This is a genomic window from Phenylobacterium sp. LjRoot225, from assembly GCF_964252855.1.
In the GTDB taxonomy this organism is placed as follows: domain Bacteria; phylum Pseudomonadota; class Alphaproteobacteria; order Caulobacterales; family Caulobacteraceae; genus Phenylobacterium.
In genome coordinates this window covers 279,358-303,380 of the sequence record NZ_CAXUPL020000004.1, presented here as the reverse complement: position 1 = coordinate 303,380, position 24,023 = coordinate 279,358, and the positions used below count along the sequence as shown (strand labels likewise).

The following is a 24,023-nucleotide window of genomic DNA, read 5'->3' as shown; positions in this document are numbered from 1 at the left end:
AGGTCGCCTGTCCTGGATCATGCCGTCCCAGCGCTCAGTGCGCGCGGCCGGGCCAGCGGCTCAGGACACGCCCCATGTGGCGCAGCGTAACATCGCGGCCCGGGAATTCGCGAGCGGCGGCATAGTAGGCGGCGAAACCGATCGCAGGATTGGCGCTGACCGCCACCACCTGTTCGACAAAATCACCGGCGGGATCCCAGACCTCCACCTTGTAAGGCAGGTCCTCGCCGTCGCGGGCCACGCCGCCGGACGGCGTCGCAGCGGCCCCATCCCCGTCGGCGTCATCCCCAGAGTGAAGCTTGTAGGCCAGCCGAAGCACCCAGACGCCTCCCCCCAACAGGATCGCACCGCACTCTCAATTCGCTGAGAGGTTGTGTCAATGCCGCGCCCCGCGACGTATCGCCCGGGAGGGCGAACCGGTGCAATCTGCAGCAAGATGAGTTTCCTCGCGCCGCTGCCCACGCTCACGTCGCGCCCGCTGGCCTGGCTGCGGGCGCGGTTCCGCGCCAGCGAGGCCTGGTTCATCACCCTGGCGATCGTCGTCGGCGCAGGCGCAGGCGTCCTGGCGGTCGTCCAGAGCCGCCTCGCCCACACGCTGCAGGAGCACCTCTACGGCATCGCGCCGGACATCCGGCTGAGCGCGCTGGAGACGGTCGATCCGATGGCCCTGCTCTGGCTGCCGGTCGGGGGGCTGGTGCTGGCGGGGTTCGGGTCGCTGCACCGACTTTGGAGAAACCGGCCGATCATCGACGTCGTCGAAGCCAATTCGCTCTACGGCGGGCGCATGTCGCTGCGCGGCAGCCTGGTGATCTGCATCCAGACCCTGATCTCCAACGGCTTCGGCGCCTCGGTCGGGCTGGAGGCGGCCTACGCCCAGGCGGGCGGCGGGCTGGCCTCGGCGATCGGCCAGCGCCTCAGGCTGCGGCGGCACGACCTGCGCACCCTGGTGGGCGCCGGCGCCGGCGCAGCGATCGGGGCGGCCTTCGGCGCGCCCCTGACGGGCGCCTTCTACGCCTTCGAAGTGGTGATCGGCTCCTATGCGCCGTCGATGATCGCCCCGGTCGCCGCGGCCTGCCTGGCCGCGGTGGCGGCGGCGACCGCCTTCGGCGTCGACTCCTACGCGATCCACGTCAGCGTCACCCAGACGCCGACCATTCCCGACTACGCCCTCTACGCCGGCCTGGGCGGCGTCTGCGCCGTCTTCGCCATCGTCCTGATGCTGCTGGTCGCCCGCGGCGAGCAACTGGCCAAGAGCCTGCCGATGCCCGCGTCCATGCGCCTGTTCCTCGGTGGGACGGCGCTGGCGGGCCTGGCGCTGATCTCGCCGCAGACCCTGTCCTCCGGGCACGGCGCGCTGCACCACGACCTCTTCTTCACCCCGCCGGTGACCGCGCTGGCGACGATCCTGGCGCTGAAGACCGTCGCCTCGGTGGTCTCGCTGAGCACCGGCTTCCGCGGCGGCCTGTTCTTCGCCTCGCTCTTCCTGGGCTCGCTGGTCGGGCAGATCTATGCGCGGTTGCTGGCCTTCACCAACCTGCCCGCCGGCCTCGATCCGCAGAACGCCGCCCTGGTCGGCATGGGGGCGCTGGCCACCGCCGTGGTCGGCGGGCCGCTGACGATGAGCTTCCTGGTGCTGGAGACCACCCACAACTTCGGCGTCACCGCCGCGACGCTCGCCGCCTCCCTGGTCGCCTCCAGCCTGGTGCGCGAGCGGTTCGGCTACTCCTTCTCGACCTGGCGGCTTCACCTGCGCGGCGAGACCATTCGCAGCGCCCGCGACGTCGGCTGGGTGCGCACGCTCACCGCCGGCCGGATGATGCGCACCGACGTGCCGACCATCGCCGAGACCGCGCCGCTGAGCGAATTCCGCCGGCGCTTCCCGCTGGGCGGGCCGAGCCGGGTCGTGCTGCTGGACGAGGAGGGCCACTACGCGGGCATCGCCCCCACGGCGGCGGCCTATGTCGAAGGCCACCCGCCGGACGGCCACGCCGCCGTCCTGGCGCTGAACAAGGGCGTCGCCCTGACGCCGGCGATGAACATCTCCGAGGTCATGCAGACCTTCGACGCCACCCAGACCGAGGAGCTGGCGGTGATCGATCCCAGCGGCGTGGTGCTGGGCGTGCTGGCCGAGGTCTATGTCTCGAAGCGCTACGCCAAGGAGCTCGAACGGGTGCAGGAAGGCGTGTTCGGCGAGAGCTGAGGTCGCTCAGGATCGCCAGAAGAAGACCGCCGTGGTGGCGTAGGTGATCGCCAGGGTCACGCGCCGCACCCAGACGGCGGGCAGCTTCAGGCCCAGGCGCGCGCCGAGGATCCCGCCGATGACGCCGCCTGCGGCCAACGGCGCGGCGCGGCCCCAGGCGATCAGGCCCAGCGCGGCGAACAGCACGCAGGCCGCGGCGTTGGCGCAGGCCAGCAAAAGGGTGCGGGTGGGCGCCAGCCGCTGGACCGGCAGTTCGCTGATCAGCACCCAGGTGGCCATCATCAACAGGCCGACGGCCCCGCCGAAATAGCCGCCGTAGATTCCCAGCACGAACTGGACGACGGCGGCAGGCCCGGCGTGGAGCCGGAACTCGGAGCGCTCCAGCGCGCGCCGGACATGATTGCCGAAGGTGAGCGCGAGGCTGGCGAACAGCAGCAGCCAGGGCACGATGGCGCGGAACGCCGTCTCGCTGGTCAGGTGCAGCAGCCATGCCCCCGCAGCGCCGCCCGCCAGGGTCAGGGCCACCATCGCACGCATCGGCAGCGGACCGAACGGCGTCAGATGCCGCCGCAGGGTATAGGCGCTCGCCGCCGCCCCCGGCAGCAGCGCGGCGTTGCTGGTGGCGTTGGCGACGGTCGGTGCGACGCCGCTGGCGATCAGGGCCGGAAAGGCCACGAAGGTGCCGCCCCCGGCGAGCGCGTTCATCGCTCCGGCCAGGAGCCCCGCCCCCGCGAGGCTCGCCGTTTGCAACCACCCGTCCACCTGCGCCTCATGCCCCGCTCCGCGACGCGCGCGCAAGCTTCGCGGTTGCCGGAAGGCCGCCCGGACGAAATGCTTACCGAAAGCTTAAGCAGGTGGCGCCCTGCGTGCTAGGGAGACGGGTGGGAGGTCCCACAATGAGACTGTTCGTTGCGGCCGCGCTGGCGGTTTGCGTTTCGTCCGCCCCGGCGCTCGCGGCGTCTCGGGCCACGGCGCTCGCCGCGCCGTCGCCGATTTCGCCCGTCGCGCCCTCGGAGGCGCTTCCGGAGGCCGCGACGGACGCCGTCCGCATCGGCATGCGCCGGGAGACCCTTCCCCCCGGCGGCAAGATGGCTGAGCACCGGCAGGCCGGCGAGCGCTACCTCTATGTCGTTTCGGGACGGTTGAGGGTCTCGAACCTGGTCACCGGCGAAGAACAGCTGGTGGACGCCGGCAAGATGGCCGCCGAACAGCCCGGCGACTGGCATGTCGCCGAGGTCGTCGGCGGCGACCCCGTGACCGTCTACGTCATCGACCGCACCCCGGCCGACGCCGGCGGCGCCGCCACGGCCACGGCCAGCACAACCAATACTGCGAGCACGGTGGGGAACTGAGCCTCTCTTAACTGTTTTGGGTCCAGGCTGTCGAAAGACAAAGTCACGCCGCCTTATCGCGGCAACTTGGAAGAATGGTTCGCGCCAACAGGAGAGACCGGATGAGAGAGGTCATGCGAGACGACGCTTTCGGCATTGAGGATGCGCCGCCCGAGCTGCGCCTGCCGCCCGTGCAGCGCGTCATTCGTGTGGTCCGCCCCGTGAGCGACGCCCTGGCGCGCCGCAGCCGTGACGCCGCCGAGGTGCTCAGCCGACGCGGCCAGTCGCTCGGCCGCTTTTCCGCCGCCCAGGTCAAGGCCCGCCCGTTCGCCACCGCCGCCGTCGCCCTGGCGGCCGGCGCCGTGCTGGGCGTGCTGCTGTCGCCCCGCCGCCGGCTCCACTGACGGCTGCGGCCGGAGCGCGCAGCATCTAGGCGCCGCAAGGCCTGCGGCGTAGCCTCGGCGCCGAGGGACGCGTCGGGGATCTGTCGTGATCAAAGTTCTGCTATTCGGCGTCGCCGCAGCCTCGATCTCGGCCCCATCGGCCTGGGCCGCGGCCAGCCGCGCCGAGGCGCCCGCCTGGATCATCGTCCCGGGCGAGGACAGCTGCCGCACCGAACTGGAGTTCACCGCCCCCTCGGGCGCGATCTCGCCAGCGGCGCTGATCTCCAACGGCGAGGCGGTGGACCTGGTCTTCACCAAGCCCGACGCCCCGGAACGCGCCTTCCTGCCGATCCGCGTCGACCGCAAGGCCTTCGCCAACCTCGTTCTGCGCCAGGCCGACAGCAAGTCGGCGACCATGCAGCTCAGCTCCGAGACGCTCGCCGCCCTGAAGAAGGGCGCCGCCTTGCAGATCGGCTGGCTCGCCGACGAGCCCGTGCAGGTGGGGCTCGCCGGCTCCGACCAGGCGCTGGCCGACCTGCGCACCTGCGGGGCCCAGGTCGCCGACCGCTACCGCGCCCAGCAGGCCGCCCAGCGCGAGGCCCAGGCTCGGGCTGATGCTGAGACCCGCGCTCAGGCCATCGCCGACGAACAGCTCGCGGCCGCGCGGGCTCAGAAGGCCGCGGCCGAGGCCGAAACCCAGCGCAACACCGCCGAAGCCGAGCGGCTACGCGCGGCGGCCGACGCCGAGCGCCAGCGCGCCCAGGCCGAAGCCGAGCGCGTACGGGCCCGGCAGCAGGCCCAGGCCGAGAGCTACCCCTACGCCCGGGTCCGCGACTATCCAGAGGATCCGCGCGACGCCTACTATCCGCCGGATCCGTACACCCGCTACGACCCGCCGACCTCCTACCGGCGCTGGTAGCCCCGACCTCGCCGCTTCGCGGAGCGGTGGAGCGCCTTGACAACCTCCGCCAAGATCCGCGCCCTGGATGAAGGACGCGCCGAGACGCGTCGTGGAGGATCGCGCGCGATGGCCAAGTATCTGTTCCTAGTGTTCACCACGCCGCGGCCCGGCCAGGATGCGGCCTACAACAGCTGGTACGACGACCAGCACCTCGACGACGTCCTGCGCGCCAAGGGATTCGTCGCCGCCCAGCGCTTCAGCGTCGCGCCGCAGTTCGGCGCGCCCGACATCCTGCCCTACCTCGCCATCTACGAGATCGAGACCGACGATCCCCAGGCCGCGCTCGACGAGCTCGCCCGCCTTGCAGACTCTTCCGTGATCCCGATCAGCGACTCGCTGGACGCCATGGCCAGCGTCACCTACCTCGCCACCCCGCTCACCCCGCGCGTGGTCGAGAAGAGCTGATCGCTCACCGCCGCAGCGTTAATCTGTATTTCACGGCCATGCGACACCCTGCCTCAAAATAGGTGGGTAAGAATGAGATCGCTCGAATTGGCGGGAGCCAACGACGACCACGTCGTCGAGGTTCCGCTGCTCAATGGCCACTATGACGAACTGCTCTGTGACTTCCGGCGCCGGATGGACACGGCGTTGAAAGCCTTACGTGAGTATGAAGAAGCTGTGCGCCAAGGGGAATACTTCTGATGCAGGCCCCGGACGGGACCCGCGCCCTGACGGTGCTGATCGTCGACGACGAGCCCGTCAACCGCATGGTGCTCGCCCGCATGGTGGAGCATTTGGGTTCACAATGCGTGGAGGCGGCGAGCGGCCCCGAAGCGCTGGAGCTTCTCAGCCATGAAGCGGTCGACCTGGTGCTGATGGACATCCAGATGCCGCAGATGAGCGGGATCCAGGCGGTCGAACGGCTGCGCGCCGGCGCTGGCCCCAACCAGCAGGCCCCGGTGGTCGCGGTCACCGGCGACACGACGCGGAGCAAGCGCGACTATCTCCAACTCGGCTTCGACGACTACGCCAACAAGCCGATCTCGCTCGCCTCAGTGCAGCAGATGCTGGGCGCCCGGCGTCAGGACGCCGGCCTGGACACGCGTCGCAGCGCCTTCGGCTAGAGCTTCGGCCCTTCTCAGCGCGGCCGGCGACGCGTCGCGCGCCAGAGCATCCAGGCGCCGGCGAAGATCAGCCCCTGCGCCGTCGCCGACAGCAGGGCCGAGCCGGCCAGACCCAGGCTGAACATCATGTGCGCCGCGGTCGGGTTCTGACTGTTGCTGATGAAGACCAGGGCGACCAGCGTCAGGCCGCCCACGAGCACCATCACCGCGCCCGCCAGCTTCCGCCGGATCGACAGCGCCGGGTCGTCGGATGTGGGTTCGCCCATGATCTTCCTCGCCGGCGCCAGACTGCACCATAGGATCGCGTCGCGCCTTGATCCCTCGCAAATGGGATCTCAGTCGCGCGGCGCCAGCAGCACCAGCTTGCAGTCCGGCCGGTCCGCCGGCTGGAAGGTGAACTGCTCGAAGGCCAGGGGCCCGTCCTGCGGGTGGTCGAAGCGGCGCAGGCCGCCCTCCCGCGCCAGCACCGACTGCTCGTCCCACATCGCCGCAAAGGTTGCGTCCTCGCCCCGCAGGCCGTCGACCAGCCGCCGCATCTGCGGGTCCGACAAGCTGCGGCTGAAGTCGGCGCGGAACTCGGCGATGACCCGGCGCGCCCGGTCCGGCCAGTCGACGACCAGCCGCCGCGCGCCCGGGTCCAGGAACAGGTAGCGCAGCAGATTGGGTTCGGCCCCGTCCAGCCATCCCGCGAACAGCCGCCCTGCCGCGGCGTTCCAGCAGACCGCGGTCCAGCACCGGTCCAGGCCGTAGGCCGGCCCCTCGAACCTGGCTGCCGCCTCCGCCAGGCCCGGCGGCGCCTCAGCCGCCGCGGCGGGGGCCGCGGGATCGCGCCGGCCGGCCAGCTCGAACAGATAGGCCCGCTCGGCGCGCGTCAGCTGCAGGCTTCCCGCGACCCGGCCCAGGGCCTCGGGCGAGGCGGAGACGTCCCGCCCCTGCTCGAGCCAGGTGTACCAGGTGGCGCTGACGCCCGCGAGCTGGGCCGCCTCCTCGCGCCGCAGGCCGGGCGTACGCCGGCGCGGTCCGGCGGCCAGACCCGCGGCCAGGGGCGAAAGCCGCTCGCGGTGCGTTCGCAGGAAGGCCCCGAGAAGGCGGCGCTGGTCGGCGACAGGCGTCGGCATGGCGCCAATTATACCAGGATAATTGCCTATCTTGTACCAGGCTGAAGACGGCGCAGTTTGGGTGGGCCGCTCAAGGAGACGAACCCCCATGACCGCCAAGACCTCCGAGGACCGCAGCCACCACGCCGTCGTCGACGCCCAGTTCGGGCCGCAGGCGAAGGCCTATGTGCAGAGCGCCGTGCACGCCTCCGGCGCCGACCTCGACGCCCTGGAGGCGAGCGTCCGCCGCGCGCGTCCCGCCCGCGCCCTCGACATCGGCTGCGGCGGCGGACACGTGGCCTATCGGCTGGCGCCGCACGCCGGCGAGGTGGTCGCCTGCGACCTCTCCGCCGGGATGCTGGCGGCGGTGCGCCAGACGGCCGCCGAGCGCGGCCTGGCCAACATCGCCACCGAACAGGCGCCGGCCGAGCGCCTGCCCTTCCCCGACGCCGCCTTCGACTTCGTCGCCACCCGTTTCAGCGCCCACCACTGGCGCGACCTGGGGGCGGGCCTGGCCGAGGCCCGGCGGGTGGCCCGGGCCGGCTCAACGGCGGTCTTCATCGACGCCATTTCGCCCGGCCGGCCGCTGCTGGACAGCCACCTTCAGGCGGTCGAGCTGCTGCGCGACCCCAGCCATGTGCGCGACTACACGATCGGCGAATGGACCGCGGCGGTGGAGCGGGCCGGCTTCACCATCAGCGCCGTCAGCCGCCGGCAGATCCGCATGGACTTCGCCGTCTGGACCGAGCGGATGCGCACGCCGAACATCCAGGTCGAGGCCGTTCGATCTCTGCAACGGCTCGCCGCGGACGAGGTCCGCGCCCACTTCGCCATCGAGCCGGACGGCTCCTTCCAGCTCGACGTCATGGTGCTGGAGGCGGCGGCTTAGAGGCAGCGCCGAACGCCCCCTCAGTCAGCTTCGCTGACAGCTCCCCCGCAGGCGGGGGAGCAGCGCGGCCTCGCTCCTCCCCTGCGAAGCGGGGGAGGTGGATCGCCGCAGGCGAGACGGAGGGGGCGTTCGGCGCTGCGGTCAGGCTACCGGCTGCGCCGTATAGCGCGCCAGATCCGACAGCCCGAGCTTCTGTTCGATCTGCGCCGCCTGGCCGGCCGCCATCTCGAAGGCTCCGCCCGCGAAGTGCGAGCGCTCGATCTGCGCGAACTGCGCGCCGATCGTCGCCCATTGCGGCTCGGACTGGCCCTGACGCCAGGCGGGGAAGACCACCGTGTCCTCGCAGGCGGCGTGGGCTTCGTACATGCGGGCGAAGTCCTGCAGCGCCCGCGCCAGGGGCATGGCGTCCGCCGCCGCGATCTTGCCGCCGGCGCAACGCGCGCGGACGTAGGCGGTGATCTCGCGGCCGCGGCTGTGCTGGGCGAGCAGCACCGGGACCAGCGTCGCAACCGGGCCGCCGACCTTCTGCAGCGCGGGAAAAACGTGCTGCTCCTGCAGCTCGCGCTCCAGGTAGCCCTCGCCATAGGCGCGGAAGAGGTCGGCCACCTGACCAAGCGCCGCGGCGTCGAAGTCTGCAGCGCCCCTGGCGAGCCGCCCGCCGAACTCGCGGTAGATCACCAGGAACCGCCGCAACACCGCGTGCCCGCGGATGAGCGCCTCGTCCGCCGAGTCGGCTGCGCCGGCGCCCTTGGGGGTTTCGTCCGTCTTGCCGCCGCCGCAGCCGGCGAGCGCCAGCCCGGCCGCCAAGGCGCCGCCCGCAGCCACGAAGGCCGCACGCCGCGAAGGGCGCGTGATATCCTGGGTCATTATTCCTCTCGCAAGCGCGGCGGCTAGTCGTCGCACGCCTCGTCGTCGGCGGCGTAGATCTCCGCGCGGGCTTCGCGCAAGGTCTCCCGGCAGCAACAGGCGGCGGCCTCCAGTGCGGCCTCGTCGACCACCTCCAGCACGCCGCGGGTGCTGCGCACAGCGCCGACGGCCTGGAGCTGGGCTATGGCGGCCGTCACCGTGGTCCGCTGGACGCCGAGCATCTGGGCGAGGACTTCCTGGGTGGCCGGCAAGATACGTCCGTCGCGGCTGCGGTCCAGCGCCTCCAGCACCGAGCGGCTGAGCCGCGCCTCGACGCTGTGCAGGGCGTTGCAGGCGACGAACTGGCGCGCCTCGGTCAGCAGGATCTCGACATATTTGTGCACCGCGGTGCGCAGCGTTTCGGAGGCCGCGTACATCAGGCGATAGTCGGTCGCGGCCATGGCCCAGGCGGCGCCTTCGACCTGCACCTCGGCCATGAAGGCGCTCTGGCGGGTGCCGCAGGCTTCGAAGACGCCGAGCGCGCCGTCCCAGCCGACCATGGCGGTCTGCACGGTGTCGCCGGCGGCCGTGGCGCTGATCAGCCCGATCAGGGCGCCTTCGGGAAAGAAGACCTTGGAGACGGTCTCGCCGGGACTGAGCAGCAGTTCGCCACGCACCAGCTGGACCTGCCGCAAGCGCGGCGTGAAACGCGATCGAACATCCGGCTCGAGGGCCTTGAGCAGCCAGTTACCTTGCTTGGCCATCGTCCACGTCCGACCTTGCGCTCACGCCGACTGCCTCGCCCCGGACTCGTCGCACGCCGCCCGTGGGGAGTCGCTCAGACTGAACGCCCAGCGGCGTTCGACGGCAAGAGGTTCGCAAAGCCAAGGCAGGCCCGAAGGTCGTCGGCGCCGGCGCCGGCCCCACGCCTGAACGCGCTCAGGAGGCGAGGCGGACCGGCGCGGCGGCCGGCCGGCCCGCGACGTCGGCGCGGAGGTGGAAGCGATCAATCGGCCGGGCCAGCGCCTCGGCCTGATCGGCCACCGCCCGGCTGACTGCACCGTGTTGGGTGCGGCATGGCTATCGGTCCAGGCTTTCCGGAATCTTCCCCGCCGGTGACACCTTTATGAAATCACCTTCGGATCGCCCGCCGGACGGGCGAGCGGCGATTAAGGAGCGACTAGAGGTTGGTCCGCAGCTGGCCGAGGTAGTCCATCTTGCCGATCGGCGCCCCTTTCATCCGCAGGATGCCGTAGGCGGTGACCGCGTGGAAATGGAAGTTCGGCAGCGAGAAGGAGAAGAGGAAGGCCTCCGCAGTGAAGGTCCTCGCGGGGCTGCGCCCGGTGTCGAACAGCACCTCGCGGCCCTCCAGCGCATTCACCGCCTCGCGCGTCCAGCCGCTCACCGCCGTTTCGGCGTCGGCGATCAGCGTCTGCAGGCCGGCGTAGTCGAACCTGTCCTTGCTCGGGAAGCTGAAGGCGCCCTGGCTCACGTCGCGCAGAGCGCCTGCGGAATGGTCGGCGACCCGCTGCACCTGGAAGCTCAGGGGGAACATGTCCTCGGCCAGCCGCGCCTCGACCAGGCTGTCCGGATCGACACCGGTCGCCTGCGCGTGGGCGAGGCCCTTCTCCAGCACCCCGCGCAGGCTGCGGAGGATCTGCAGGTAGTTGGGCACGGTCGCGTCGTAGAGCGTGATGGCCATGGGTTTCCTCCGGTTATCGTTGTCGGCGACCTTAGCTTTGCGGCGAAACCGACCACAAGCAGCGCATGGGTGGAGCGGCCCGCCCGCGCATGCTACCTCCCGCCCCTTCGAGAAGGACCCCGAAAGACAACATGGCCCTGAAAGTCGCCATCGTCGGCCTGCCCAACGTCGGCAAGTCCACGCTGTTCAACGCCCTGACCCAGACGGCCGCCGCGCAAGCCGCCAACTATCCGTTCTGCACCATCGAGCCCAACACCGGCGACGTGGCGGTGCCCGAGCCGCGCCTGGAGGCGCTGGCCGCCATCATCCCGTCGAAGGAGATCATCCCGGCGCGGATCAATTTCGTCGACATCGCCGGCCTGGTGCGCGGCGCCTCCAAGGGCGAGGGCCTGGGCAACCAGTTCCTGGCCAACATCCGCGACTGCGACGCCGTGGCTTTCGTGGCCCGCTGCTTCGTCGACGACGACATCACCCACGTTGAAGGTAAAGTAGATCCCCTCGCCGACCTGGAGACCATCGAGACCGAGCTGATGCTGGCCGACCTGGAGAGCCTGGAGAAGCGCGTCGTCAACCTGGAGAAGCGCGCCAAGACCGGCGACAAGGAGTCGGCGACCAACCTGCGCCTGGCCAACCTCGCGCTGACCGAGCTCAACGCCGGCCGCCCCGCCCGCAAGGCCCAGGTTTCGCCTGAGGACGACAAGGCCTGGCGGATGCTGCAGCTGCTGACCTCGAAGCCCGCCCTCTACGTCTCCAACGTCGACGAGGCCTCGGCCGCCGCCGGCAACGAGATGTCGAGCCAGGTCGCCGAGCGCGCGAAGCGCGACGGCGCCGACCACGTGGCGATCTCCGCCCAGATCGAGAGCGAGATCGCCATGCTGGACCCCGCCGAGCGCGCGGAGTTCCTGGAGACCCTGGGGCTCACCGAGCCCGGCCTGAACAAGCTGATCCGCGAGGCCTACCACCTGCTCGGCCTGCAGACCTATTTCACGGTCGGGCCCAAGGAGGCGCGCGCCTGGACCATCCACAAGGGCGACACCGCCCCGCAGGCGGCCGGCGTGATCCATACCGACTTCGAGAAGGGCTTCATCCGCGCCGAGACCATCGCCTACGAGGACTATGTCCGCCTGAAGGGCGAGGCCGGCGCCCGCGAGGCCGGCAAGTTCCGTCAGGAAGGCAAGGAATATGTCGTCCAGGACGGCGACGTGCTGAACTTCCGCTTCAACGTTTGAGGCGGCAAACTCGACCCCCTTCCTCCGCTCATCCCGGCGAAAGCCGGGACCCAAGCTGAGGTTCAGGACGGCGGTGCCTGGGTGCAGCCCCGGAGATCATTCGGCGGTTCAGCTTGGGTCCCGGCTTTCGCCGGGATGAGCGGATGTTGAGGAGCTGGGGATGGGCGAGACGATCCGACTGACGAGCCGCTTCGACGGCTTCGAGCTCGCCGCCTACCACGTCGCCCCGCGCGACGCCCGGCGCGGCGGCCTCGTCCTGGTGCAGGAGATCTTCGGGGTCACCGACCACATCCGCGAGCTCTGCGAAGGGTTCGCCGAGGACGGCTACGAGGTGATCGCGCCGGCCCTCTTCGATCGCAGCGCCCCCGGCTTCGAGGCGGACTACAGCCCCGAGAGCATTGAACAGGGCAAGCTCATCTCCCAGGCGACGCCCTGGGACCAGGTGCAGGGCGACCTGCAGGCGGCCATCGACGCCCTCGGCCCTCCGGTCTTCGCCGCCGGCTTCTGCTGGGGCGGGGCGGCGACCTGGCTGGCGGCCTGCCGCTGCGACGGCCTGACCGCGGCGGCCGCCTACTATGGCCGCCGGATCAGCGAGCTGATGGACGAGACGCCCAGGGTCCCGACCATCCTGCACTTCGGCAAGACCGACGCCTCGATCCCGCCGGACAACATCGAGGCGATCCGCGAGCGCCACCCGGAGCTGCCGATCTTCCTCTACGACGCCGGCCACGGCTTCGTCTCCGACCGCCGCAGCGACTATGACGCGGACTCGGCCAAGCTCGCGAGGCTGCGCACCCTGGCCCATTTCTCGCGCAGCCGCGGCAAGGGCGAGGCCTAGGTCCTCCCCCCTACCCCTCTTCGATCAGCGCCCGCACATCCGGCCGACGTTCCAGCGTCCGCACCAGCACCGCCTGGGCCGCGAGGATGCCGATGCCGGCCGCATAGGCCGAGAAGACGTTGGCGCGGTAGGCGCCGGTCGCCGCGACCGTGGCGATCTGCCAGTAGATGAACATCGCCGCCCCCATCAGCAGGACGACGCCCATGATGACCGAGCCCGGCGTCTGGCCGAAGCCGGCCTGGAAGCTCATCCAGACATATTTCGTCAGCCAGCGGCGGACCGGCGCGATCAGCAGCGGCGCGACCAGGGAGGCGGCGAGGTAGAGGGCCGGCCACAGCAGGATCCAGCGCAGCACCAGGCCCGGCCCTCCTGGAAGCCGGCCTATGGCGTGCACCGCCGCGCCTGCATAGATCAGGCTGGCGATGGCCACGGTGAGGTCCTGCATGCGTTTGAAATTGCGCCAGGCGCGCGTGTAGGAGGCCATGGCCTATTGTGCCGGGCCTTCGGGGCGGGCGTAAGGCGCCTTGGCTCGCCGATCGCTCGCGGCTGCGTTAAGCTGAGCTTACGTGCGCGCCTCACCCCTCCTCCTCGTCGTCAGCTTCCTGCCGCTGGCCGCCCACGCCGGCGAGACCCGGTGCTGGTTCGAGGGCGGCGTGCTGGTGGTTCCCGCCGAGGTGATGGGATTGGCGGGCGACTATGTGCTCGACACCGGCGCGCCCCACACCCTGATGGCCGAGACCCAGGCCCAGGGCGCCGGCTTCGCCGAGGTCGCCCTCAGGGGCGATATCCGGCTGGCCGGCTTGGCGCTTCGCGATCGCCCGGTGCAGGTCGTCAAGCTGGACTCGCGCCTGCGCCCCTTGCCGACCCCGGTGGCCGGCGTGATCGGCGCCGACGTCCTCGTGGGCCGGGTGCTGGACGTAAGCTTCGCCCCCTGCCGGGTCGCGCTGCATGAACCCGGACAGGCCCCGCCCTTCGCCCACGCCGTCACCCTGCCCCTCGTCTGGCGCGAGGGACGGCCGGTGACGGCGGCGGCGGTGGCCGACGGGCGGCGCGCCTGGGCCGGCGACTTCGTGCCGGCGACCGGCTCCGACACGCCGGTGCGGCTGCGCGACGACCTCGCCGACGCGCCAGGCGCCGTCCGGCATGAGGCCCTCTATCCGTACGGCGCGACCCGGCCGCGGCTGCGGGCCCTGTCCTTCGCTGGCGACCTCTTCGAGGACCCGGCGAGCGGCCTCACCGCCAAGGCGGAGCTCGATGCGGCGGGCGAGATCGGCGCGCCGGTGCTGGCGCGCTATCGCCTGCGGTTCGACTTTGTGCGGGGCGAGCTGCTGCTCGCCCACGAAAAAGGCCCGCCGGATCGCTCCGGCGGGCCCTGATCGAGCTCTGGCTGGCTTGGCGGCCTAGTGGGCCACGTTGCGCCAGATCCGGCGGTAGCTGGCGTAGAGCAGGCCCGTGAAGATCAGCAGATAGATCATCGCGCCCAGGCCGAAGGTCTTGCGCTCTTCCAGCTTGGGCTCGGCGGCCCAGGCGAGGAAGGCGGCCACGTCCTTGGCTTGCTGGTCGATGGTCGACTTCGTGCCGTCGTCGAAGGTCACCTTGCCATCCGCCAATTGCGGCGGCATCGCCAGGAAGCCGCCCGGGGGAACGTGGTCGTGCGAGCCAGACCAGAACGGCGACACGTCGCCCGGCATGTAGGGATTGTAGTGCTGGCCGGGCGGAACGGTCAGGCCCGCCGGGGGCTCCCCATAACCCGATAGCAGCGAGTAGATGTACGCCGGCCCGCCCTCGCGCGCCTTGGCGATCACCGACAGGTCCGGCGGCAATGCGCCGCCGTTGGACGCGCGCGCCGCCGCGTCGTTCGCGAACGGCGCCGGGAAGCGGTCGGCCGAGGTGGCGGGCCGCTTGATGGCGTCGCCCGTCTCCGAGTCGATATCATTGACCTGGAGGTCGGCGGCGAGCGCCTTCACGTACGGGTTGTTGTTCGGGTTCGGGTACTTCGGATCGAAGAACGGTCCGCCCTTCTGCCCAAGGTTGCGGAAGTAGAGCAGGTTCATCGAGTGGCAGGCCGAGCAGACCTCCCGATAGACCTTGTAGCCCCGCTGCAGCTGGGACTTGTCGAACTTTCCGAACGGTCCTTCGAAGGCGTAGTCGACCGCCTTCGGCTCCTCGGGATGCGTGGACGCCTGGGCCTGGCCCGCCATGAGGGCCAGCCCGAGCGCCGCGAGAGTCAAACCTTTACGCAGCATCTTGGGCTCAACCCCTCTTTTCAGGCGACGCCACGGCGCCGGCGGGCGTGGTGGCGGGATGCGACAGGACAGGCTCGGAGATGGACTCCGGCAGAGGCAGCGGGGTCTCGGTCAGCCCCAGGATCGGCAGGATGATCAGGAAATAGCCGAAGTAGTAGAGCGTCGCGATGCGGGACAGCCAGACGAAGCTGTTCATGTCGGCGTCGATCAGGGTGAAGCTGGTCAGGCCCGGGATCACCGGATCGTCCGGCAGCTTGCCGCCGCAGAGACCCAGCACGAGGCAGGCGGCGACGAAGATGAAGAAGTAGAGCTTCGCCGTCGGACGGTAGCGCATGGAGCGCACCTTCGAGGTGTCCAGCCAGGGCAGGACGAACAGCACCCCGATGGCGGCGAACATGGCGAGCACGCCGCCCAGCTTGTGCGGGACCGCCCGCAGGATCGCGTAGAAGGGCAGGAAGTACCATTCGGGCACGATGTGCGCCGGGGTCACCAGCGGGTTGGCCGGGATGTAGTTGTCCGCATGGCCCAGGACGTTCGGGTTGTAGAAGACGAAGTAGCCGAACAGCAGCAGGAAGACGGCGATCGCGAAGCCATCCTTCACCGTGTAGTACGGGTGGAACGGAACCGTATCTTCCTTGGATTTCACGTTCACGCCGGTCGGGTTGTTGTTGCCCGGCACGTGCAGCGCCCAGATGTGCAGGATCACGACGCCTGCGATCATGAACGGCAGCAGGAAGTGCAGCGAGAAGAAGCGGTTCAGCGTGGCGTTGTCCACCGCGAAGCCGCCCCACAGCCAGGTGGTGATGGCGTCGCCGACCACCGGCAAGGCGCCGATCAGGTTGGTGATCACCACCGCGCCGTGGAAGCTCATCTGGCCCCAGGGCAGGACGTAGCCCATGAAGGCCGTGGCCATCATCAGCAGGTAGATGACGCAGCCCAGGATCCACAGCACCTCCCGCGGCGCCTTGTAGGAGCCGTAGTAGAGGTTGCGGAACATGTGGATGTAGACCGCCAGCAGGAACATCGAGGCGCCGTTGGCGTGCATGTAGCGGATCAGCCAACCGTAGTTGACGTCGCGCATGATGCGCTCGACCGAGGCGAAGGCATGGTCGATGTGCGGCACGTAGTGCATGGCCAGCACGACGCCGGTGACGATCTGGAAGACCAGCATCGTCGAAAGGATGCCGCCGAAGGTCCACCAGTAGTTGAGGTTCTTCGGGGTCGGGAAGTTGATGACCGTGTCCATGCCGAACCGGACGAGCGGCAGGCGCACGTCGAGCCAGCGTTCGAAGCCGGTCTTCGGCTCGTAGGTGGAATGTCCGCTCATGTCCGTCAGCCCACCTTGACCTTGGTGTCGGAGAGGAAGCTGTACTCCGGCACCGCCAGGTTCAGCGGCGCGGGACCCTTACGGATCCGTCCGGAAGTGTCGTAGACCGACGCGTGGCAGGGGCAGAACCAGCCGCCGTACTCGCCGCCGCCGAAGGTCGGCACGCAGCCCAGGTGGGTGCAGGTGCCGATCAGGATCAGCCACTCGGCCTTGCCCGGCTTGTGCCGGTCGGCGTCGAGTTGGGGATCGCGCATGTCGGCGTGATCGTCCTTCACCGCCTCGGCGATTTCCTTTTCGGTGCGATTGCGCACGAAGAGCGGCTTGCCGCGCCACTTCACCGTCACCTGCTGGCCCTTCGCGACCTTGCTCAGGTCGAACTCGATCGAGGCGAGCGCCAGGGTGTCGCCGGCGGGGTTCATCTGATCGATGAACGGCCAGGCGAGAGTCGCGACGGCGCCGACAGCAGCAGCGCCCGCAGCGATGTGGATGAAGTCGCGACGGCTCGGGTCTTCACCCGAGACGTGCGGGTCGGGTCTTTCGCCCGCGACGGTGTCGGCCACCTAAAGCTACCCTTCGAATTCGAGCGCGCCTTCTTGAGATCGCCGAAGGAACGCCCAGGCTTGAACCCGGCCAGAGATTCTGGCCAGGCGGTTCTTCAGGACAGGTCACGGGCGCGACAAATCATCGGCGGCTGGCCTTGCGAACGCGCGCAAGGCTGCCTTTTGTGATTCGTCTTTACGCCCCGGCCTAATCCGTGGCGGATCGCTTAGAATGCGCTTGGCCCTTTTTCAACCCGACATTCCGCAAAACCTTGGCGCTGCGCTGCGCCTGGGCGCCTGCCTGGGCGTTCCGGTGGACGTCATCGAGCCTTGCGGCTTCCCGCTTTCGGATCGCGCAGTGCGTCGCGCGGCGATGGATTACGCCGAAAAGGCCGAGCTTGTGCGCCATACGAGCTGGTCGCGCTTCCTGGAGGCGCCCGAACGGATGACGGGGCGTGTGCTGCTCTTCACGACACGCGGCGCCGAGCCTTTCCACACGTTTCTGTACCGCCCGGGCGATGTGCTGCTGTTCGGCCGCGAAAGCGCCGGCGTCCCCGACGAGGTCCACCAGACCGCCGACGCCCGCCTCTGCATCCCGCTGGTCCCCGACGCCCGGTCTCTGAACGTCGTCAACGCCGCGGCCATGGCGCTGGGCGAGGCGCTGCGGCAGACGGGCGGTTTCAGCGGCGGCTGAAATCACAGCGCCGAACGCCCCCTCACCCGCTTCGCGGGAGCTCCCCCGCTGCGCGGGGGAGCATCTTCGGCCCAGATCCTCCACCGCGCAGCGGGGGAGGTGTCGGCGAAGCCGACGGAGGGGGCGTTCAGCGGCATCTTGGCGGGCTCGCCGCATCCGGATATCCCCCTGTCCATGACCCAAGCCCCTGCCCTCGACGAGAAGAGCCTGCGCGCGCGGGCCTGGTTCGACAGCCTCCGCGACCGGATCGTCGCGGCGTTCGAGCAGCTGGAGGACGAGGCGCCCGCCGACCTCTACCCGGGCGAGCCCGGACGCTTCGAGCTGAAGCCCTGGGACCGGCCGGCCGGCGGCGGCGGGGTGATGGGCTTCCTGCGCGGCCGCCTCTTCGAGAAGGTCGGCGTGCACATCAGCCTGGTGCATGGGACCTTCACGCCGGAGATGGCCGCGACCATGCCGGGCGCCGACGCCGATCCGCGCTTCGTCGCCACCGGGATCAGCCTGATCGCCCATCTGCGCAACCCACGAATTCCAGCGGTGCATATGAACACCCGCTACCTGGCCACCACCGCCGGCTGGTTCGGCGGCGGCGCGGACCTGACGCCGCTGCTCGAGGCCCAGCGCAGCCAGGAGGCCGACGACGCGCGGCTCTTCCACTCGGCCTTGCAGGCCGCCTGCGACCGCCACGATCCGGAGTGGTATCCGCGCTACAAGGCCCGCTGCGACGAGTACTTCTTCCTGCCGCACCGCAACGAGCCGCGCGGCGTCGGCGGCATCTTCTACGACCACCACAATTCCGGAGACTGGGAGCGCGACTTCGCCTTCACCCGCGACGTCGGCGAGGCCTTCCTCGACGTCTATCCGAAGATCGTCCGCCACCGCATAGACGAGCCCTGGACCGAGGCCGACCGCCAGGAGCAGCTGATCCGCCGCGGCCGCTACGTCGAGTTCAACCTGCTCTACGACAAGGGCACGATGTTCGGCCTGAAGACCGGCGGGAACATCGAATCCATCCTCAGCTCCATGCCGCCGATGGTGGCCTGGCCCTAGGAGCTGTGGACACTTAGCGTAGCCAGAGGACGATGGCTGCGAGGGTGACGATGGCGAGATAGTTCCTGGCGGTCTTCTCGAAGCGTGTAGCGACGCGCCGGAACTGCTTGAGCCTGCTGAAGCAGCACTCGACCAGGTGGCGCTGGGCGTAGAGGTGCTTGTCGAGCGGGTGCTTGCGGGATCGGGACGGGTTGTTGGGGATCACCGCGACCGCGCCCTTCTCGGCGATCGCCTGGCGCAGGCGGTCGGAGTCGTAGGCGGTGTCGGCCATTACGGCCTGGGCTGGCAGGCCTTCGATCAGCGGGCCGGCCTGGGGCGCGTCGCCGCGCTGGCCAGCGGTGAGCGTGAACCGCACGGGACAGCCCAACCCTCGCACGGCCATGTGGATCTTGGTGCTCAAGCCCCCGCGGGAGCGGCCAATGGCCTGATCTTCAGGCCCCCCTTTTTCGCCCCCGCCGCGTGCTGGTGAGCGCGGACGATGGTCGAGTCGACGATCAGGTACTCGAAGTCGGGATCATTCGAGAGCGCCTCGAAGATGCGCCACCAGATCCCCTTGGCGCTCCAGCGGCTGAACCGCCGCCAGACGCTGTTCCAGTCGCCGAACACCTCCGGAAGATCCCGCCACGGCGAACCGGTGCGCACCACCCACAGCACGCCTTCGACGAACATCCGGTTGTCCCGGCCCGTCGAGCCCTTCTGATCCGGACGGCCGATGACCAGCGGGGCGATCCGCTCCCACTGGTCGTCGCTAAGCACCAAGCGGTCCATCACCCCCAAGACTGCCCCCAAAAAGCAGTCTTGAATCACGCTTCGGAGTCGCAGGGAATCCTAAGAGTCCACAGCTCCTAGAGCGTGACAGCCGCAAGTGAATGCCGGTTGCGGCCGCCGTCACGCTCTAAACCCTTGAAGATAGACCCTTCTCATCCGGTTCAGTGATTCCACCTGAACCGGGAAGGGTCTAGGGCGCGTCAGGCGAAGGCGGACGCCGGTTTCGCCGCCTCGCGTCGAGGCCGGAACCTTACCCTGCACGGCGTGTTGCCCCAGCCGCAGGGGGCCGAACGTGTGGAGGCGCGCATGAAAATCTCAGACTGCATGACCCGCAACGTGCAACTCGCCAATCCGGAGATGACGCTGCAAGAAGCGGCGGGGCTCATGGCCAAATGCGACGCCGGGGTGTTGCCGGTGGGCGATAACGACCGCCTGGTCGGCATGCTCACCGACCGGGACATCGCCATCCGCGGCATGGCCGAAGGGAAGGGGCCCAAGGCGAAGGTCCACGAGGCGATGAGCTCCGACGTCTGCTGGTGCTACGAGGACGAAAACGTCGAGGGCGTGCTGCGCCGTCTCGGCGACGAGCAGATCCGGCGGATGCCCGTGCTCAATCGCAACAAGCGACTGGTGGGCATCGTCGCGATGGCCGACCTCACCGCAAGCGCCCAGCCCGAACAGACCGGCGCGACCCTCTCGGCGATCTCGCGCCATGGCGGACAGCATACGCAGATGATGCACTAGACTTGGCCGCCGGCGCCCCGCGAATTCCACCGTGCGAAGGCCACGAGAGTCGGACTCTCGGGCGAGGGATCGGGAAAGGGCGTCGGCGGAATGTCCGGCGGATCGGGCATGACCGGCAACTCTGGCGGGATCGGCGGGGCGACGGGGTCGTGGAGGGGCGGCTCGCCGGCCAGCCAAACGTCCGTCTTGTTCAGGTTCGATGGACGCATGATCGTCTCCCGGGCCGCACGCGACGCGACGTCGGACTGGAACGCACCCCGGCGCGCTCGGTTCATCCCCGCGCCGTGGTCCCCGCCGTCTCGAGGAAATTCCGGATCCAGCCGCCAATCTTCGTCCGGTCGTCGGGCGCCCCGTAGCTGGCGATGGCGCGGTCGGCCTGTTCGTTTGTCAGCATCGTCCCGCGGCGGGCCTCGATCAGGGCGATCGCATAGGCCGGCTCGAACTCCGGGTGCAGCTGAAGCGAGATCGCCGGCTGGTCGCGATAGGCGAGCGCGCCGAACGGGGTGAAGTCGCTGGCGGCCACCACCTCGGCGCCGGGCGGGGCTTCCACCACCTGGTCCTGGTGCGAGCCCGGCAGGCGGATCTCGGCGGCGTCCGCCATCCACGGCTCGCGGCGGAGCAGCCGGTAGGTCTGCGCGCCGATCCCCCAGCCCTTGGGCGACTTGATTACCCTGCCGCCGAAGGCCTCGGCCATGACCTGGTGGCCGAAGCAGACGCCGACCAGGGCCGCCCGGCCCTTGGCGGCGGCGAGAAAGCCCTTGAGGTCGGCGATCCACGGCAGACCGTCATAGACCCCGGCCGAGGAGCCGGTGATCAGATAGGCGTCGCACGCCTCGGGCGTAGCCGGCAGCTCGCCCGCATCCACGGCGAAGACGGAATAGTCGTAGGCGTCCTTGCCCAGCAACCGGCGGAACATCTCCGGATAGGTCCCGAAGGCGCCCAGGCTGGCGGGCGGGGCGCCGGTCTTGAGAACGCCGAGCTTCACGGCATCAGCTCCTTCAGCTTGGCCAACGCCGCCGCGCGATCGGCGGTGAAGTCGCCGTCGATCCACCAGGCCTCGATCGCGCGCAGGACCTCGCCGACCTTGGGCCCCTTGGGCGCTCCGGCCGCCATGACGTCGGCGCCGCCGACCGGCAGGGCGCGTGGGGTCCAGGCCTCGGCGATCGCCAGCAGCGCCTTCCAGCCGGCCGCCTGAGCGCCGCCGGCGGCGGCCCAGTTCAGCTTCGTCCGGTCCCGGACGGCCTGGCCGCCGAGCCGATAGAGGATCGCCCGCACCGTCGGCGGCGCCAGGCCGGGGACGATCTGCGGCGCGGGCGTCAAGGCCGCGGCCAGCCGGTCGCGCTCGGCGTTGGACAGCCGCAGGCGCTCGGCGGTCCGCATCGCCTCGGCCGGATCGTCGGGCAGCAGGGCGGCGAGCCGCGCCAGCGCGTCCGTCTCGGCCAGCGTCCGTTCGATCTCCACCAGGGCGTCAAAGCGATCGAGGTCCAGCCGGCCCGACAGGATCACCGGCAGCACCCCCGTCTCGCGCATCAGCCGCACCGCCGCCCGCGGGTCCTCCGCGCCGAACAGCTTGAGCAGCTCCGCTGAGATCCGTTCGGCGGCGAGGCTCGCCACCTTGTCCTTCAGCGCGGTGATGGCGGCGATGGCCGCCGCGTCCGGTTCGCCCCGGCCGTACCAGGCCAGGAAGCGGAAGAAGCGCAGCGACCGCAGATGATCCTCGCGCAGCCGCATCTCGGGATCGCCGACGAAGACGATGCGGCCGGCGCGGGCGTCGGCGACCCCATGGCCGGTCGGGTCGAAGATGGTCCCGTCGCGGCGGGCGTAGAGCGAGTTCAGCGTGAAGTCGCGCCGCTCGGCGTCCTCCAGCCAGTCGGTCGTGAAGGCCACCACTGCCCGGCGGCCGTCGGTCTCGACGTCGCGGCGAAGGGTGGTGACCTCGATCGGATGGCGCTTGTAGACCGCCGTCACCGTGCCGTGCTCGACGCCTGTGGGGACGGCGCGGACGCCGGCCGCCCGAAGCGCCTGGGTCACCGCGTCAGGCGTGAGCGTCGTGGCCAGGTCGATGTCGGCGATCGGTTTGCCGATCACGGCGTTTCGCACGCAGCCGCCGACGAACCGGGCGCAGTCGGCGCCGCCCGCGGCCTCCAGTGCGTCCAGCACCGCCGTGGTCGCCGGCGCCGTCATCCAGGGCAGGTCTAGGCGCTCCGTCACGACAGCCCCGCCCCGTAGAGGCGGTCGTAGAGCGCGCGGAGGATGCCCGCGGTCACGCCCCAGATGCGCTGCTGCTCGTGGGTCATCTCATAGTAGTGCCGGACCAAGCCGTCGCCGATGTCGATCTCCTGCCGGCCGTAGTTCTCCGGGTTCATCAGGAAGCCGAACGGGGTCTCGAAGATCTCGGCCACCTCGTCGGGGTTGGCGGTGAGCTCGAAGCCCTCGCCGATGAAGCCCACCACCGGGGTGATCAGATAGCCGGAGTGGGTGACTGTGGGGGTGGAGAGGCCCGCCAGCGTGACCAGCCGCCGGTCGAGACCGACCTCCTCCTCCGCTTCGCGCAGCGCCGTCTGCCAGGCGGTCTCGCCGGGATCGCGCCGGCCGCCGGGAAAGGCGACCTGTCCGGTGTGACTGCGCAGGGTGTCGGCCCGCCGGGTCAGGAGCACGTTGTAGCCATGCGGCCGCTCAATCAGGCCGATCAGCACGGCCGCCGGGGTCGCCGGCTCCGTCAGCAGGGTGCCGTCGTCGGCCTCCAGGTGGACGCCGTCAACCGCGTCGCAGTCCTCGATCGGATCGAGGTGGCGGCTGATCCAGTCGCGGAGATCGTCCGCGCGCATCCTGTCGGTCACCGGCCGCGCCTCACCGGACGGGCGCCTCGAGCGCGCCGATCGGGAACCAGCCGCCGTTGGAAACGAGGCCGAGTTCGACGCCCTCTCCGGCGGGCCGCTCCTCGGCCATGGCCACGAGCTCGTAGAAGACCGGCCGGGTGATCAGCGCCTCCAGCCCGGCGCGGACATGCAGGTAGGGCCTGGGCTCGCCCTCGGCGTCGGTCTGCACCCGGATGGGATGTTCGGGTCCCGCCTCGACCTCGTCGCCGACATTGGTCAGGAAGCGCAGCGCCTCGCCGTCGCGGTCGACGCTGACGGCGACAAAGGGCGCGTCCTCGACCGTGATGCGCAGCTTTTCGTGCGGGGTCACCAGATAGATGCCGTCCGGATCCTTGCGCAGGATGGTTGAGAACAGCCGCACCAGGGCCTCGCGGCCGATCACCCCGCCCTCATGGACCCAGCTGCCGTCCTTGCGGATGACGATGTCGATCTCGCCGAAGTGGGCGGGATCCCACAGGTGGACCGGCGGCAGGCCGCGTCGTGTCGGCGCATCGGCCGCCGCCTGGGCCGCGGCCGCCACCTGCTCCAGCCCCGACTTGTCCTCGATTTCGCCCATGCGACCAAGGTAGGCGTGGCCGGCGGCCGCCTCAAGCGGCTCAGCGCGCTTCGACCGTCCCGCAGAGTCCCTCGCCCAGTTCCCTGAAGGCGCGCACCAGCAGCCGACGCTGGTCGACCGGCCCCGGCATCTTGGCCTTGGTCGCCGGTGCGGCCGCAAAGCCGAAGCGGGCGAAATAGGAACCGTCGCCCACCAGCAGGACGGCGGCCTCGCCCGCCGCATCAGCCGCTTCGCAGGCGCGTTCGACGAGGAGGCCGCCGACGCCGGCGCTGCGCTGGTCGGTCTCGACCGCGAGCGGGCCCAGGAAAACCAGCGGAGTCTCGCCGACCCGCACGCGCCACATGCGCACCACGCCCAGCAGGCGAGCTTCCGCCCAGGCGCAAAAGGAGAGCTCGGGCGCAAACTCGGCGAACTCGCGCACCCGCTCGGACGACTTGACGAAGCGGCCAGGACCGAAGGCGCGATCGAGCAGGGCTTCGATCGCCGGCTGATCCTGCGGCGTCTCGTGGGTGAAGTTGAGCGCGGGCCGGCTCGGACTGGGCTCTGCGGACATGGACCTTGGGACTGCGGAGTCGACGGGAGCGGCCGGCGCGTCGCGCGCGGTCGGCCTCGGGTTCAGCGAAACGCGCCTGAGGCGCGGACAGATCTTGATCGTCGCATGTGACAGGACTCCGGCCCTT

31 protein-coding genes and 1 pseudogene are annotated in these 24,023 nt (G+C 70.1%); 14 read left to right on the top strand and 18 right to left on the bottom strand.

The features are described 5' to 3' along the window. Nucleotides 1-34: 34 nt before the first annotated feature. Nucleotides 35-319 (bottom strand): hypothetical protein, encoded by a 285-nt coding sequence (locus ACSQ2B_RS21510; RefSeq protein WP_436053126.1) that lies wholly within the window; start codon nucleotides 317-319, stop codon nucleotides 35-37. Nucleotides 320-436: 117 nt separating this feature from the next. Between ACSQ2B_RS21510 and ACSQ2B_RS21505 the strand changes: the two genes are divergently transcribed. Continuing rightward, nucleotides 437-2,200 (top strand): chloride channel protein, encoded by a 1,764-nt coding sequence (locus ACSQ2B_RS21505; RefSeq protein ID WP_436053125.1) that lies wholly within the window; start codon nucleotides 437-439, stop codon nucleotides 2,198-2,200. 6 nt (nucleotides 2,201-2,206) lie between these two features. Here ACSQ2B_RS21505 and ACSQ2B_RS21500 read toward each other — a convergent pair whose 3' ends face one another. Further along, the gene (locus ACSQ2B_RS21500; RefSeq protein ID WP_436053123.1) at nucleotides 2,207-2,962 is read right to left on the bottom strand and encodes a sulfite exporter TauE/SafE family protein; all 756 of its coding nucleotides are present in this window, start codon (nucleotides 2,960-2,962) and stop codon (nucleotides 2,207-2,209) included. Between the two features lie 134 nt (nucleotides 2,963-3,096). Here ACSQ2B_RS21500 and ACSQ2B_RS21495 point away from each other — a divergent pair, with 134 nt between their 5' ends. The 6 genes from ACSQ2B_RS21495 (at nucleotide 3,097) to ACSQ2B_RS21470 (ending at nucleotide 5,942) form a co-directional block, all read left to right on the top strand. Then, entirely contained in the window at nucleotides 3,097-3,552 is a 456-nt protein-coding gene (locus ACSQ2B_RS21495; RefSeq protein WP_436053121.1) for a cupin domain-containing protein, read from the top strand. A gap of 113 nt (nucleotides 3,553-3,665) precedes the next feature. After that, nucleotides 3,666-3,935 (top strand): hypothetical protein, encoded by a 270-nt coding sequence (locus ACSQ2B_RS21490; RefSeq protein WP_436053119.1) that lies wholly within the window; start codon nucleotides 3,666-3,668, stop codon nucleotides 3,933-3,935. A gap of 85 nt (nucleotides 3,936-4,020) precedes the next feature. Beyond that, nucleotides 4,021-4,833 (top strand): hypothetical protein, encoded by an 813-nt coding sequence (locus tag ACSQ2B_RS21485; RefSeq protein ID WP_436053117.1) that lies wholly within the window; start codon nucleotides 4,021-4,023, stop codon nucleotides 4,831-4,833. 108 nt (nucleotides 4,834-4,941) lie between these two features. Then, nucleotides 4,942-5,280, top strand: coding sequence for a hypothetical protein (locus ACSQ2B_RS21480; protein WP_436053115.1), 339 nt, complete (start codon nucleotides 4,942-4,944; stop codon nucleotides 5,278-5,280). 72 nt (nucleotides 5,281-5,352) lie between these two features. Then, nucleotides 5,353-5,520, top strand: coding sequence for a hypothetical protein (locus ACSQ2B_RS21475; RefSeq protein WP_436053113.1), 168 nt, complete (start codon nucleotides 5,353-5,355; stop codon nucleotides 5,518-5,520). Then, nucleotides 5,520-5,942, top strand: a complete 423-nt coding sequence (locus ACSQ2B_RS21470) for a response regulator (protein ID WP_436053111.1) — start codon at nucleotides 5,520-5,522, stop codon at nucleotides 5,940-5,942. Before ACSQ2B_RS21475 ends, ACSQ2B_RS21470 begins: the two co-directional genes overlap by 1 nt. A gap of 14 nt (nucleotides 5,943-5,956) precedes the next feature. Here ACSQ2B_RS21470 and ACSQ2B_RS21465 read toward each other — a convergent pair whose 3' ends face one another. Next, nucleotides 5,957-6,208 (bottom strand): hypothetical protein, encoded by a 252-nt coding sequence (locus tag ACSQ2B_RS21465; RefSeq protein ID WP_436053109.1) that lies wholly within the window; start codon nucleotides 6,206-6,208, stop codon nucleotides 5,957-5,959. 69 nt (nucleotides 6,209-6,277) lie between these two features. Beyond that, nucleotides 6,278-7,060, bottom strand: coding sequence for a helix-turn-helix transcriptional regulator (locus tag ACSQ2B_RS21460; protein ID WP_436053107.1), 783 nt, complete (start codon nucleotides 7,058-7,060; stop codon nucleotides 6,278-6,280). An 88-nt stretch (nucleotides 7,061-7,148) separates the two neighbouring features. On the opposite strand from ACSQ2B_RS21460, the gene ACSQ2B_RS21455 reads away from it, so the two are divergent. After that, nucleotides 7,149-7,928 (top strand): class I SAM-dependent methyltransferase, encoded by a 780-nt coding sequence (locus ACSQ2B_RS21455; protein WP_436053105.1) that lies wholly within the window; start codon nucleotides 7,149-7,151, stop codon nucleotides 7,926-7,928. A gap of 141 nt (nucleotides 7,929-8,069) precedes the next feature. Here the strand turns inward: ACSQ2B_RS21455 and ACSQ2B_RS21450 are convergent, their stop codons facing one another. From ACSQ2B_RS21450 to ACSQ2B_RS21440, 3 genes are all read right to left on the bottom strand, one after another. After that, nucleotides 8,070-8,795, bottom strand: coding sequence for a hemerythrin domain-containing protein (locus ACSQ2B_RS21450; protein WP_436053103.1), 726 nt, complete (start codon nucleotides 8,793-8,795; stop codon nucleotides 8,070-8,072). 23 nt (nucleotides 8,796-8,818) lie between these two features. Further along, nucleotides 8,819-9,538: a Crp/Fnr family transcriptional regulator gene (locus tag ACSQ2B_RS21445; RefSeq protein ID WP_436053101.1), complete on the bottom strand. Its 720-nt coding sequence runs from the start codon at nucleotides 9,536-9,538 to the stop codon at nucleotides 8,819-8,821. A gap of 416 nt (nucleotides 9,539-9,954) precedes the next feature. Further along, complete coding sequence (locus tag ACSQ2B_RS21440; RefSeq protein ID WP_436053099.1) at nucleotides 9,955-10,476, bottom strand: DUF1993 domain-containing protein; 522 nt, start codon at nucleotides 10,474-10,476, stop codon at nucleotides 9,955-9,957. Between the two features lie 131 nt (nucleotides 10,477-10,607). Between ACSQ2B_RS21440 and ychF the strand changes: the two genes are divergently transcribed. Both ychF and ACSQ2B_RS21430 read left to right on the top strand, forming a co-directional pair. Further along, nucleotides 10,608-11,705 (top strand): redox-regulated ATPase YchF, encoded by a 1,098-nt coding sequence (gene ychF / locus ACSQ2B_RS21435; protein WP_436053097.1) that lies wholly within the window; start codon nucleotides 10,608-10,610, stop codon nucleotides 11,703-11,705. Nucleotides 11,706-11,865: 160 nt separating this feature from the next. Next, nucleotides 11,866-12,543, top strand: coding sequence for a dienelactone hydrolase family protein (locus tag ACSQ2B_RS21430; protein ID WP_436053095.1), 678 nt, complete (start codon nucleotides 11,866-11,868; stop codon nucleotides 12,541-12,543). Between the two features lie 10 nt (nucleotides 12,544-12,553). Here the strand turns inward: ACSQ2B_RS21430 and ACSQ2B_RS21425 are convergent, their stop codons facing one another. After that, nucleotides 12,554-13,027, bottom strand: a complete 474-nt coding sequence (locus ACSQ2B_RS21425) for a hypothetical protein (protein WP_436053093.1) — start codon at nucleotides 13,025-13,027, stop codon at nucleotides 12,554-12,556. A gap of 82 nt (nucleotides 13,028-13,109) precedes the next feature. On the opposite strand from ACSQ2B_RS21425, the gene ACSQ2B_RS21420 reads away from it, so the two are divergent. After that, complete coding sequence (locus ACSQ2B_RS21420) at nucleotides 13,110-13,919, top strand: hypothetical protein (RefSeq protein WP_436053091.1); 810 nt, start codon at nucleotides 13,110-13,112, stop codon at nucleotides 13,917-13,919. Between the two features lie 24 nt (nucleotides 13,920-13,943). On the opposite strand, the gene ACSQ2B_RS21415 is transcribed toward ACSQ2B_RS21420, so the two are convergent. The 3 genes from ACSQ2B_RS21415 to petA are packed head-to-tail and all read right to left on the bottom strand — an operon-like array spanning nucleotide 13,944 to nucleotide 16,676. Beyond that, the gene (locus ACSQ2B_RS21415) at nucleotides 13,944-14,789 is read right to left on the bottom strand and encodes a cytochrome c1 (RefSeq protein ID WP_436053089.1); all 846 of its coding nucleotides are present in this window, start codon (nucleotides 14,787-14,789) and stop codon (nucleotides 13,944-13,946) included. A 7-nt stretch (nucleotides 14,790-14,796) separates the two neighbouring features. After that, on the bottom strand, nucleotides 14,797-16,116 hold the full coding sequence (locus tag ACSQ2B_RS21410) for a cytochrome b (RefSeq protein WP_436053088.1): 1,320 nt from the start codon (nucleotides 16,114-16,116) through the stop codon (nucleotides 14,797-14,799). Between the two features lie 5 nt (nucleotides 16,117-16,121). Next, nucleotides 16,122-16,676: a ubiquinol-cytochrome c reductase iron-sulfur subunit gene (gene petA / locus ACSQ2B_RS21405; protein WP_436053086.1), complete on the bottom strand. Its 555-nt coding sequence runs from the start codon at nucleotides 16,674-16,676 to the stop codon at nucleotides 16,122-16,124. 211 nt (nucleotides 16,677-16,887) lie between these two features. Between petA and ACSQ2B_RS21400 the strand changes: the two genes are divergently transcribed. After that, the gene (locus ACSQ2B_RS21400) at nucleotides 16,888-17,349 is read left to right on the top strand and encodes a tRNA (cytidine(34)-2'-O)-methyltransferase (RefSeq protein ID WP_436053084.1); all 462 of its coding nucleotides are present in this window, start codon (nucleotides 16,888-16,890) and stop codon (nucleotides 17,347-17,349) included. Between the two features lie 174 nt (nucleotides 17,350-17,523). Then, a complete protein-coding gene (gene hemF / locus ACSQ2B_RS21395) occupies nucleotides 17,524-18,396 on the top strand; it encodes an oxygen-dependent coproporphyrinogen oxidase (RefSeq protein WP_436053082.1) in 873 nt (290 codons plus the stop codon). 13 nt (nucleotides 18,397-18,409) lie between these two features. Here the strand turns inward: hemF and ACSQ2B_RS21390 are convergent. Beyond that, nucleotides 18,410-19,164 (bottom strand): annotated as a pseudogene (locus ACSQ2B_RS21390) (IS5 family transposase). Between the two features lie 306 nt (nucleotides 19,165-19,470). On the opposite strand from ACSQ2B_RS21390, the gene ACSQ2B_RS21385 reads away from it, so the two are divergent. After that, a complete protein-coding gene (locus ACSQ2B_RS21385; protein WP_436053080.1) occupies nucleotides 19,471-19,908 on the top strand; it encodes a CBS domain-containing protein in 438 nt (145 codons plus the stop codon). Here ACSQ2B_RS21385 and ACSQ2B_RS21380 read toward each other — a convergent pair. The 6 genes from ACSQ2B_RS21380 to ACSQ2B_RS21355 all read right to left on the bottom strand — a co-directional run bounded on the left by ACSQ2B_RS21380 (nucleotide 19,905) and on the right by ACSQ2B_RS21355 (nucleotide 23,896). Further along, nucleotides 19,905-20,117, bottom strand: a complete 213-nt coding sequence (locus ACSQ2B_RS21380; protein WP_436053078.1) for a hypothetical protein — start codon at nucleotides 20,115-20,117, stop codon at nucleotides 19,905-19,907. The two genes, ACSQ2B_RS21385 and ACSQ2B_RS21380, sit on opposite strands and share 4 nt — an antisense overlap. A gap of 62 nt (nucleotides 20,118-20,179) precedes the next feature. Continuing rightward, a complete protein-coding gene (locus ACSQ2B_RS21375) occupies nucleotides 20,180-20,893 on the bottom strand; it encodes a type 1 glutamine amidotransferase (protein ID WP_436053076.1) in 714 nt (237 codons plus the stop codon). Then, nucleotides 20,890-22,092: a CCA tRNA nucleotidyltransferase gene (locus ACSQ2B_RS21370; protein WP_436053740.1), complete on the bottom strand. Its 1,203-nt coding sequence runs from the start codon at nucleotides 22,090-22,092 to the stop codon at nucleotides 20,890-20,892. Before ACSQ2B_RS21370 ends, ACSQ2B_RS21375 begins: the two co-directional genes overlap by 4 nt. Before the next feature lie 23 nt (nucleotides 22,093-22,115). Further along, complete coding sequence (locus tag ACSQ2B_RS21365) at nucleotides 22,116-22,748, bottom strand: CoA pyrophosphatase (protein ID WP_436053074.1); 633 nt, start codon at nucleotides 22,746-22,748, stop codon at nucleotides 22,116-22,118. Nucleotides 22,749-22,758: 10 nt separating this feature from the next. Beyond that, nucleotides 22,759-23,343: a DUF1285 domain-containing protein gene (locus ACSQ2B_RS21360; RefSeq protein WP_436053072.1), complete on the bottom strand. Its 585-nt coding sequence runs from the start codon at nucleotides 23,341-23,343 to the stop codon at nucleotides 22,759-22,761. Between the two features lie 40 nt (nucleotides 23,344-23,383). Next, nucleotides 23,384-23,896, bottom strand: a complete 513-nt coding sequence (locus ACSQ2B_RS21355) for a GNAT family N-acetyltransferase (RefSeq protein WP_436053070.1) — start codon at nucleotides 23,894-23,896, stop codon at nucleotides 23,384-23,386. Nucleotides 23,897-24,023 lie beyond the last annotated feature (127 nt).

What these genes read in the sequence shown, in the direction of transcription:
- ACSQ2B_RS21505 (WP_436053125.1), top strand. Translation starts at nt 437, where the DNA reads ATGAGTTTCCTCGCGCCGCTGCCCACGCTCACGTCGCGCCCGCTGGCC.
- ACSQ2B_RS21495 (WP_436053121.1), top strand. Translation starts at nt 3,097, where the DNA reads ATGAGACTGTTCGTTGCGGCCGCGCTGGCGGTTTGCGTTTCGTCCGCC.
- ACSQ2B_RS21490 (WP_436053119.1), top strand. Translation starts at nt 3,666, where the DNA reads ATGCGAGACGACGCTTTCGGCATTGAGGATGCGCCGCCCGAGCTGCGC.
- ACSQ2B_RS21480 (WP_436053115.1), top strand. Translation starts at nt 4,942, where the DNA reads ATGGCCAAGTATCTGTTCCTAGTGTTCACCACGCCGCGGCCCGGCCAG.
- ACSQ2B_RS21475 (WP_436053113.1), top strand. Translation starts at nt 5,353, where the DNA reads ATGAGATCGCTCGAATTGGCGGGAGCCAACGACGACCACGTCGTCGAG.
- ACSQ2B_RS21470 (WP_436053111.1), top strand. Translation starts at nt 5,520, where the DNA reads ATGCAGGCCCCGGACGGGACCCGCGCCCTGACGGTGCTGATCGTCGAC.
- ACSQ2B_RS21465 (WP_436053109.1), bottom strand. Translation starts at nt 6,208, where the DNA reads ATGGGCGAACCCACATCCGACGACCCGGCGCTGTCGATCCGGCGGAAG.
- ACSQ2B_RS21460 (WP_436053107.1), bottom strand. Translation starts at nt 7,060, where the DNA reads ATGCCGACGCCTGTCGCCGACCAGCGCCGCCTTCTCGGGGCCTTCCTG.
- ACSQ2B_RS21455 (WP_436053105.1), top strand. Translation starts at nt 7,149, where the DNA reads ATGACCGCCAAGACCTCCGAGGACCGCAGCCACCACGCCGTCGTCGAC.
- ACSQ2B_RS21450 (WP_436053103.1), bottom strand. Translation starts at nt 8,795, where the DNA reads ATGACCCAGGATATCACGCGCCCTTCGCGGCGTGCGGCCTTCGTGGCT.
- ACSQ2B_RS21445 (WP_436053101.1), bottom strand. Translation starts at nt 9,538, where the DNA reads ATGGCCAAGCAAGGTAACTGGCTGCTCAAGGCCCTCGAGCCGGATGTT.
- ACSQ2B_RS21440 (WP_436053099.1), bottom strand. Translation starts at nt 10,476, where the DNA reads ATGGCCATCACGCTCTACGACGCGACCGTGCCCAACTACCTGCAGATC.
- ychF (WP_436053097.1), top strand. Translation starts at nt 10,608, where the DNA reads ATGGCCCTGAAAGTCGCCATCGTCGGCCTGCCCAACGTCGGCAAGTCC.
- ACSQ2B_RS21430 (WP_436053095.1), top strand. Translation starts at nt 11,866, where the DNA reads ATGGGCGAGACGATCCGACTGACGAGCCGCTTCGACGGCTTCGAGCTC.
- ACSQ2B_RS21425 (WP_436053093.1), bottom strand. Translation starts at nt 13,027, where the DNA reads ATGGCCTCCTACACGCGCGCCTGGCGCAATTTCAAACGCATGCAGGAC.
- ACSQ2B_RS21415 (WP_436053089.1), bottom strand. Translation starts at nt 14,789, where the DNA reads ATGCTGCGTAAAGGTTTGACTCTCGCGGCGCTCGGGCTGGCCCTCATG.
- ACSQ2B_RS21410 (WP_436053088.1), bottom strand. Translation starts at nt 16,116, where the DNA reads ATGAGCGGACATTCCACCTACGAGCCGAAGACCGGCTTCGAACGCTGG.
- ACSQ2B_RS21400 (WP_436053084.1), top strand. Translation starts at nt 16,888, where the DNA reads ATGCGCTTGGCCCTTTTTCAACCCGACATTCCGCAAAACCTTGGCGCT.
- hemF (WP_436053082.1), top strand. Translation starts at nt 17,524, where the DNA reads ATGACCCAAGCCCCTGCCCTCGACGAGAAGAGCCTGCGCGCGCGGGCC.
- ACSQ2B_RS21385 (WP_436053080.1), top strand. Translation starts at nt 19,471, where the DNA reads ATGAAAATCTCAGACTGCATGACCCGCAACGTGCAACTCGCCAATCCG.
- ACSQ2B_RS21380 (WP_436053078.1), bottom strand. Translation starts at nt 20,117, where the DNA reads ATGCGTCCATCGAACCTGAACAAGACGGACGTTTGGCTGGCCGGCGAG.
- ACSQ2B_RS21370 (WP_436053740.1), bottom strand. Translation starts at nt 22,092, where the DNA reads ATGACGGCGCCGGCGACCACGGCGGTGCTGGACGCACTGGAGGCCGCG.
- ACSQ2B_RS21360 (WP_436053072.1), bottom strand. Translation starts at nt 23,343, where the DNA reads ATGGGCGAAATCGAGGACAAGTCGGGGCTGGAGCAGGTGGCGGCCGCG.
- ACSQ2B_RS21355 (WP_436053070.1), bottom strand. Translation starts at nt 23,896, where the DNA reads ATGTCCGCAGAGCCCAGTCCGAGCCGGCCCGCGCTCAACTTCACCCAC.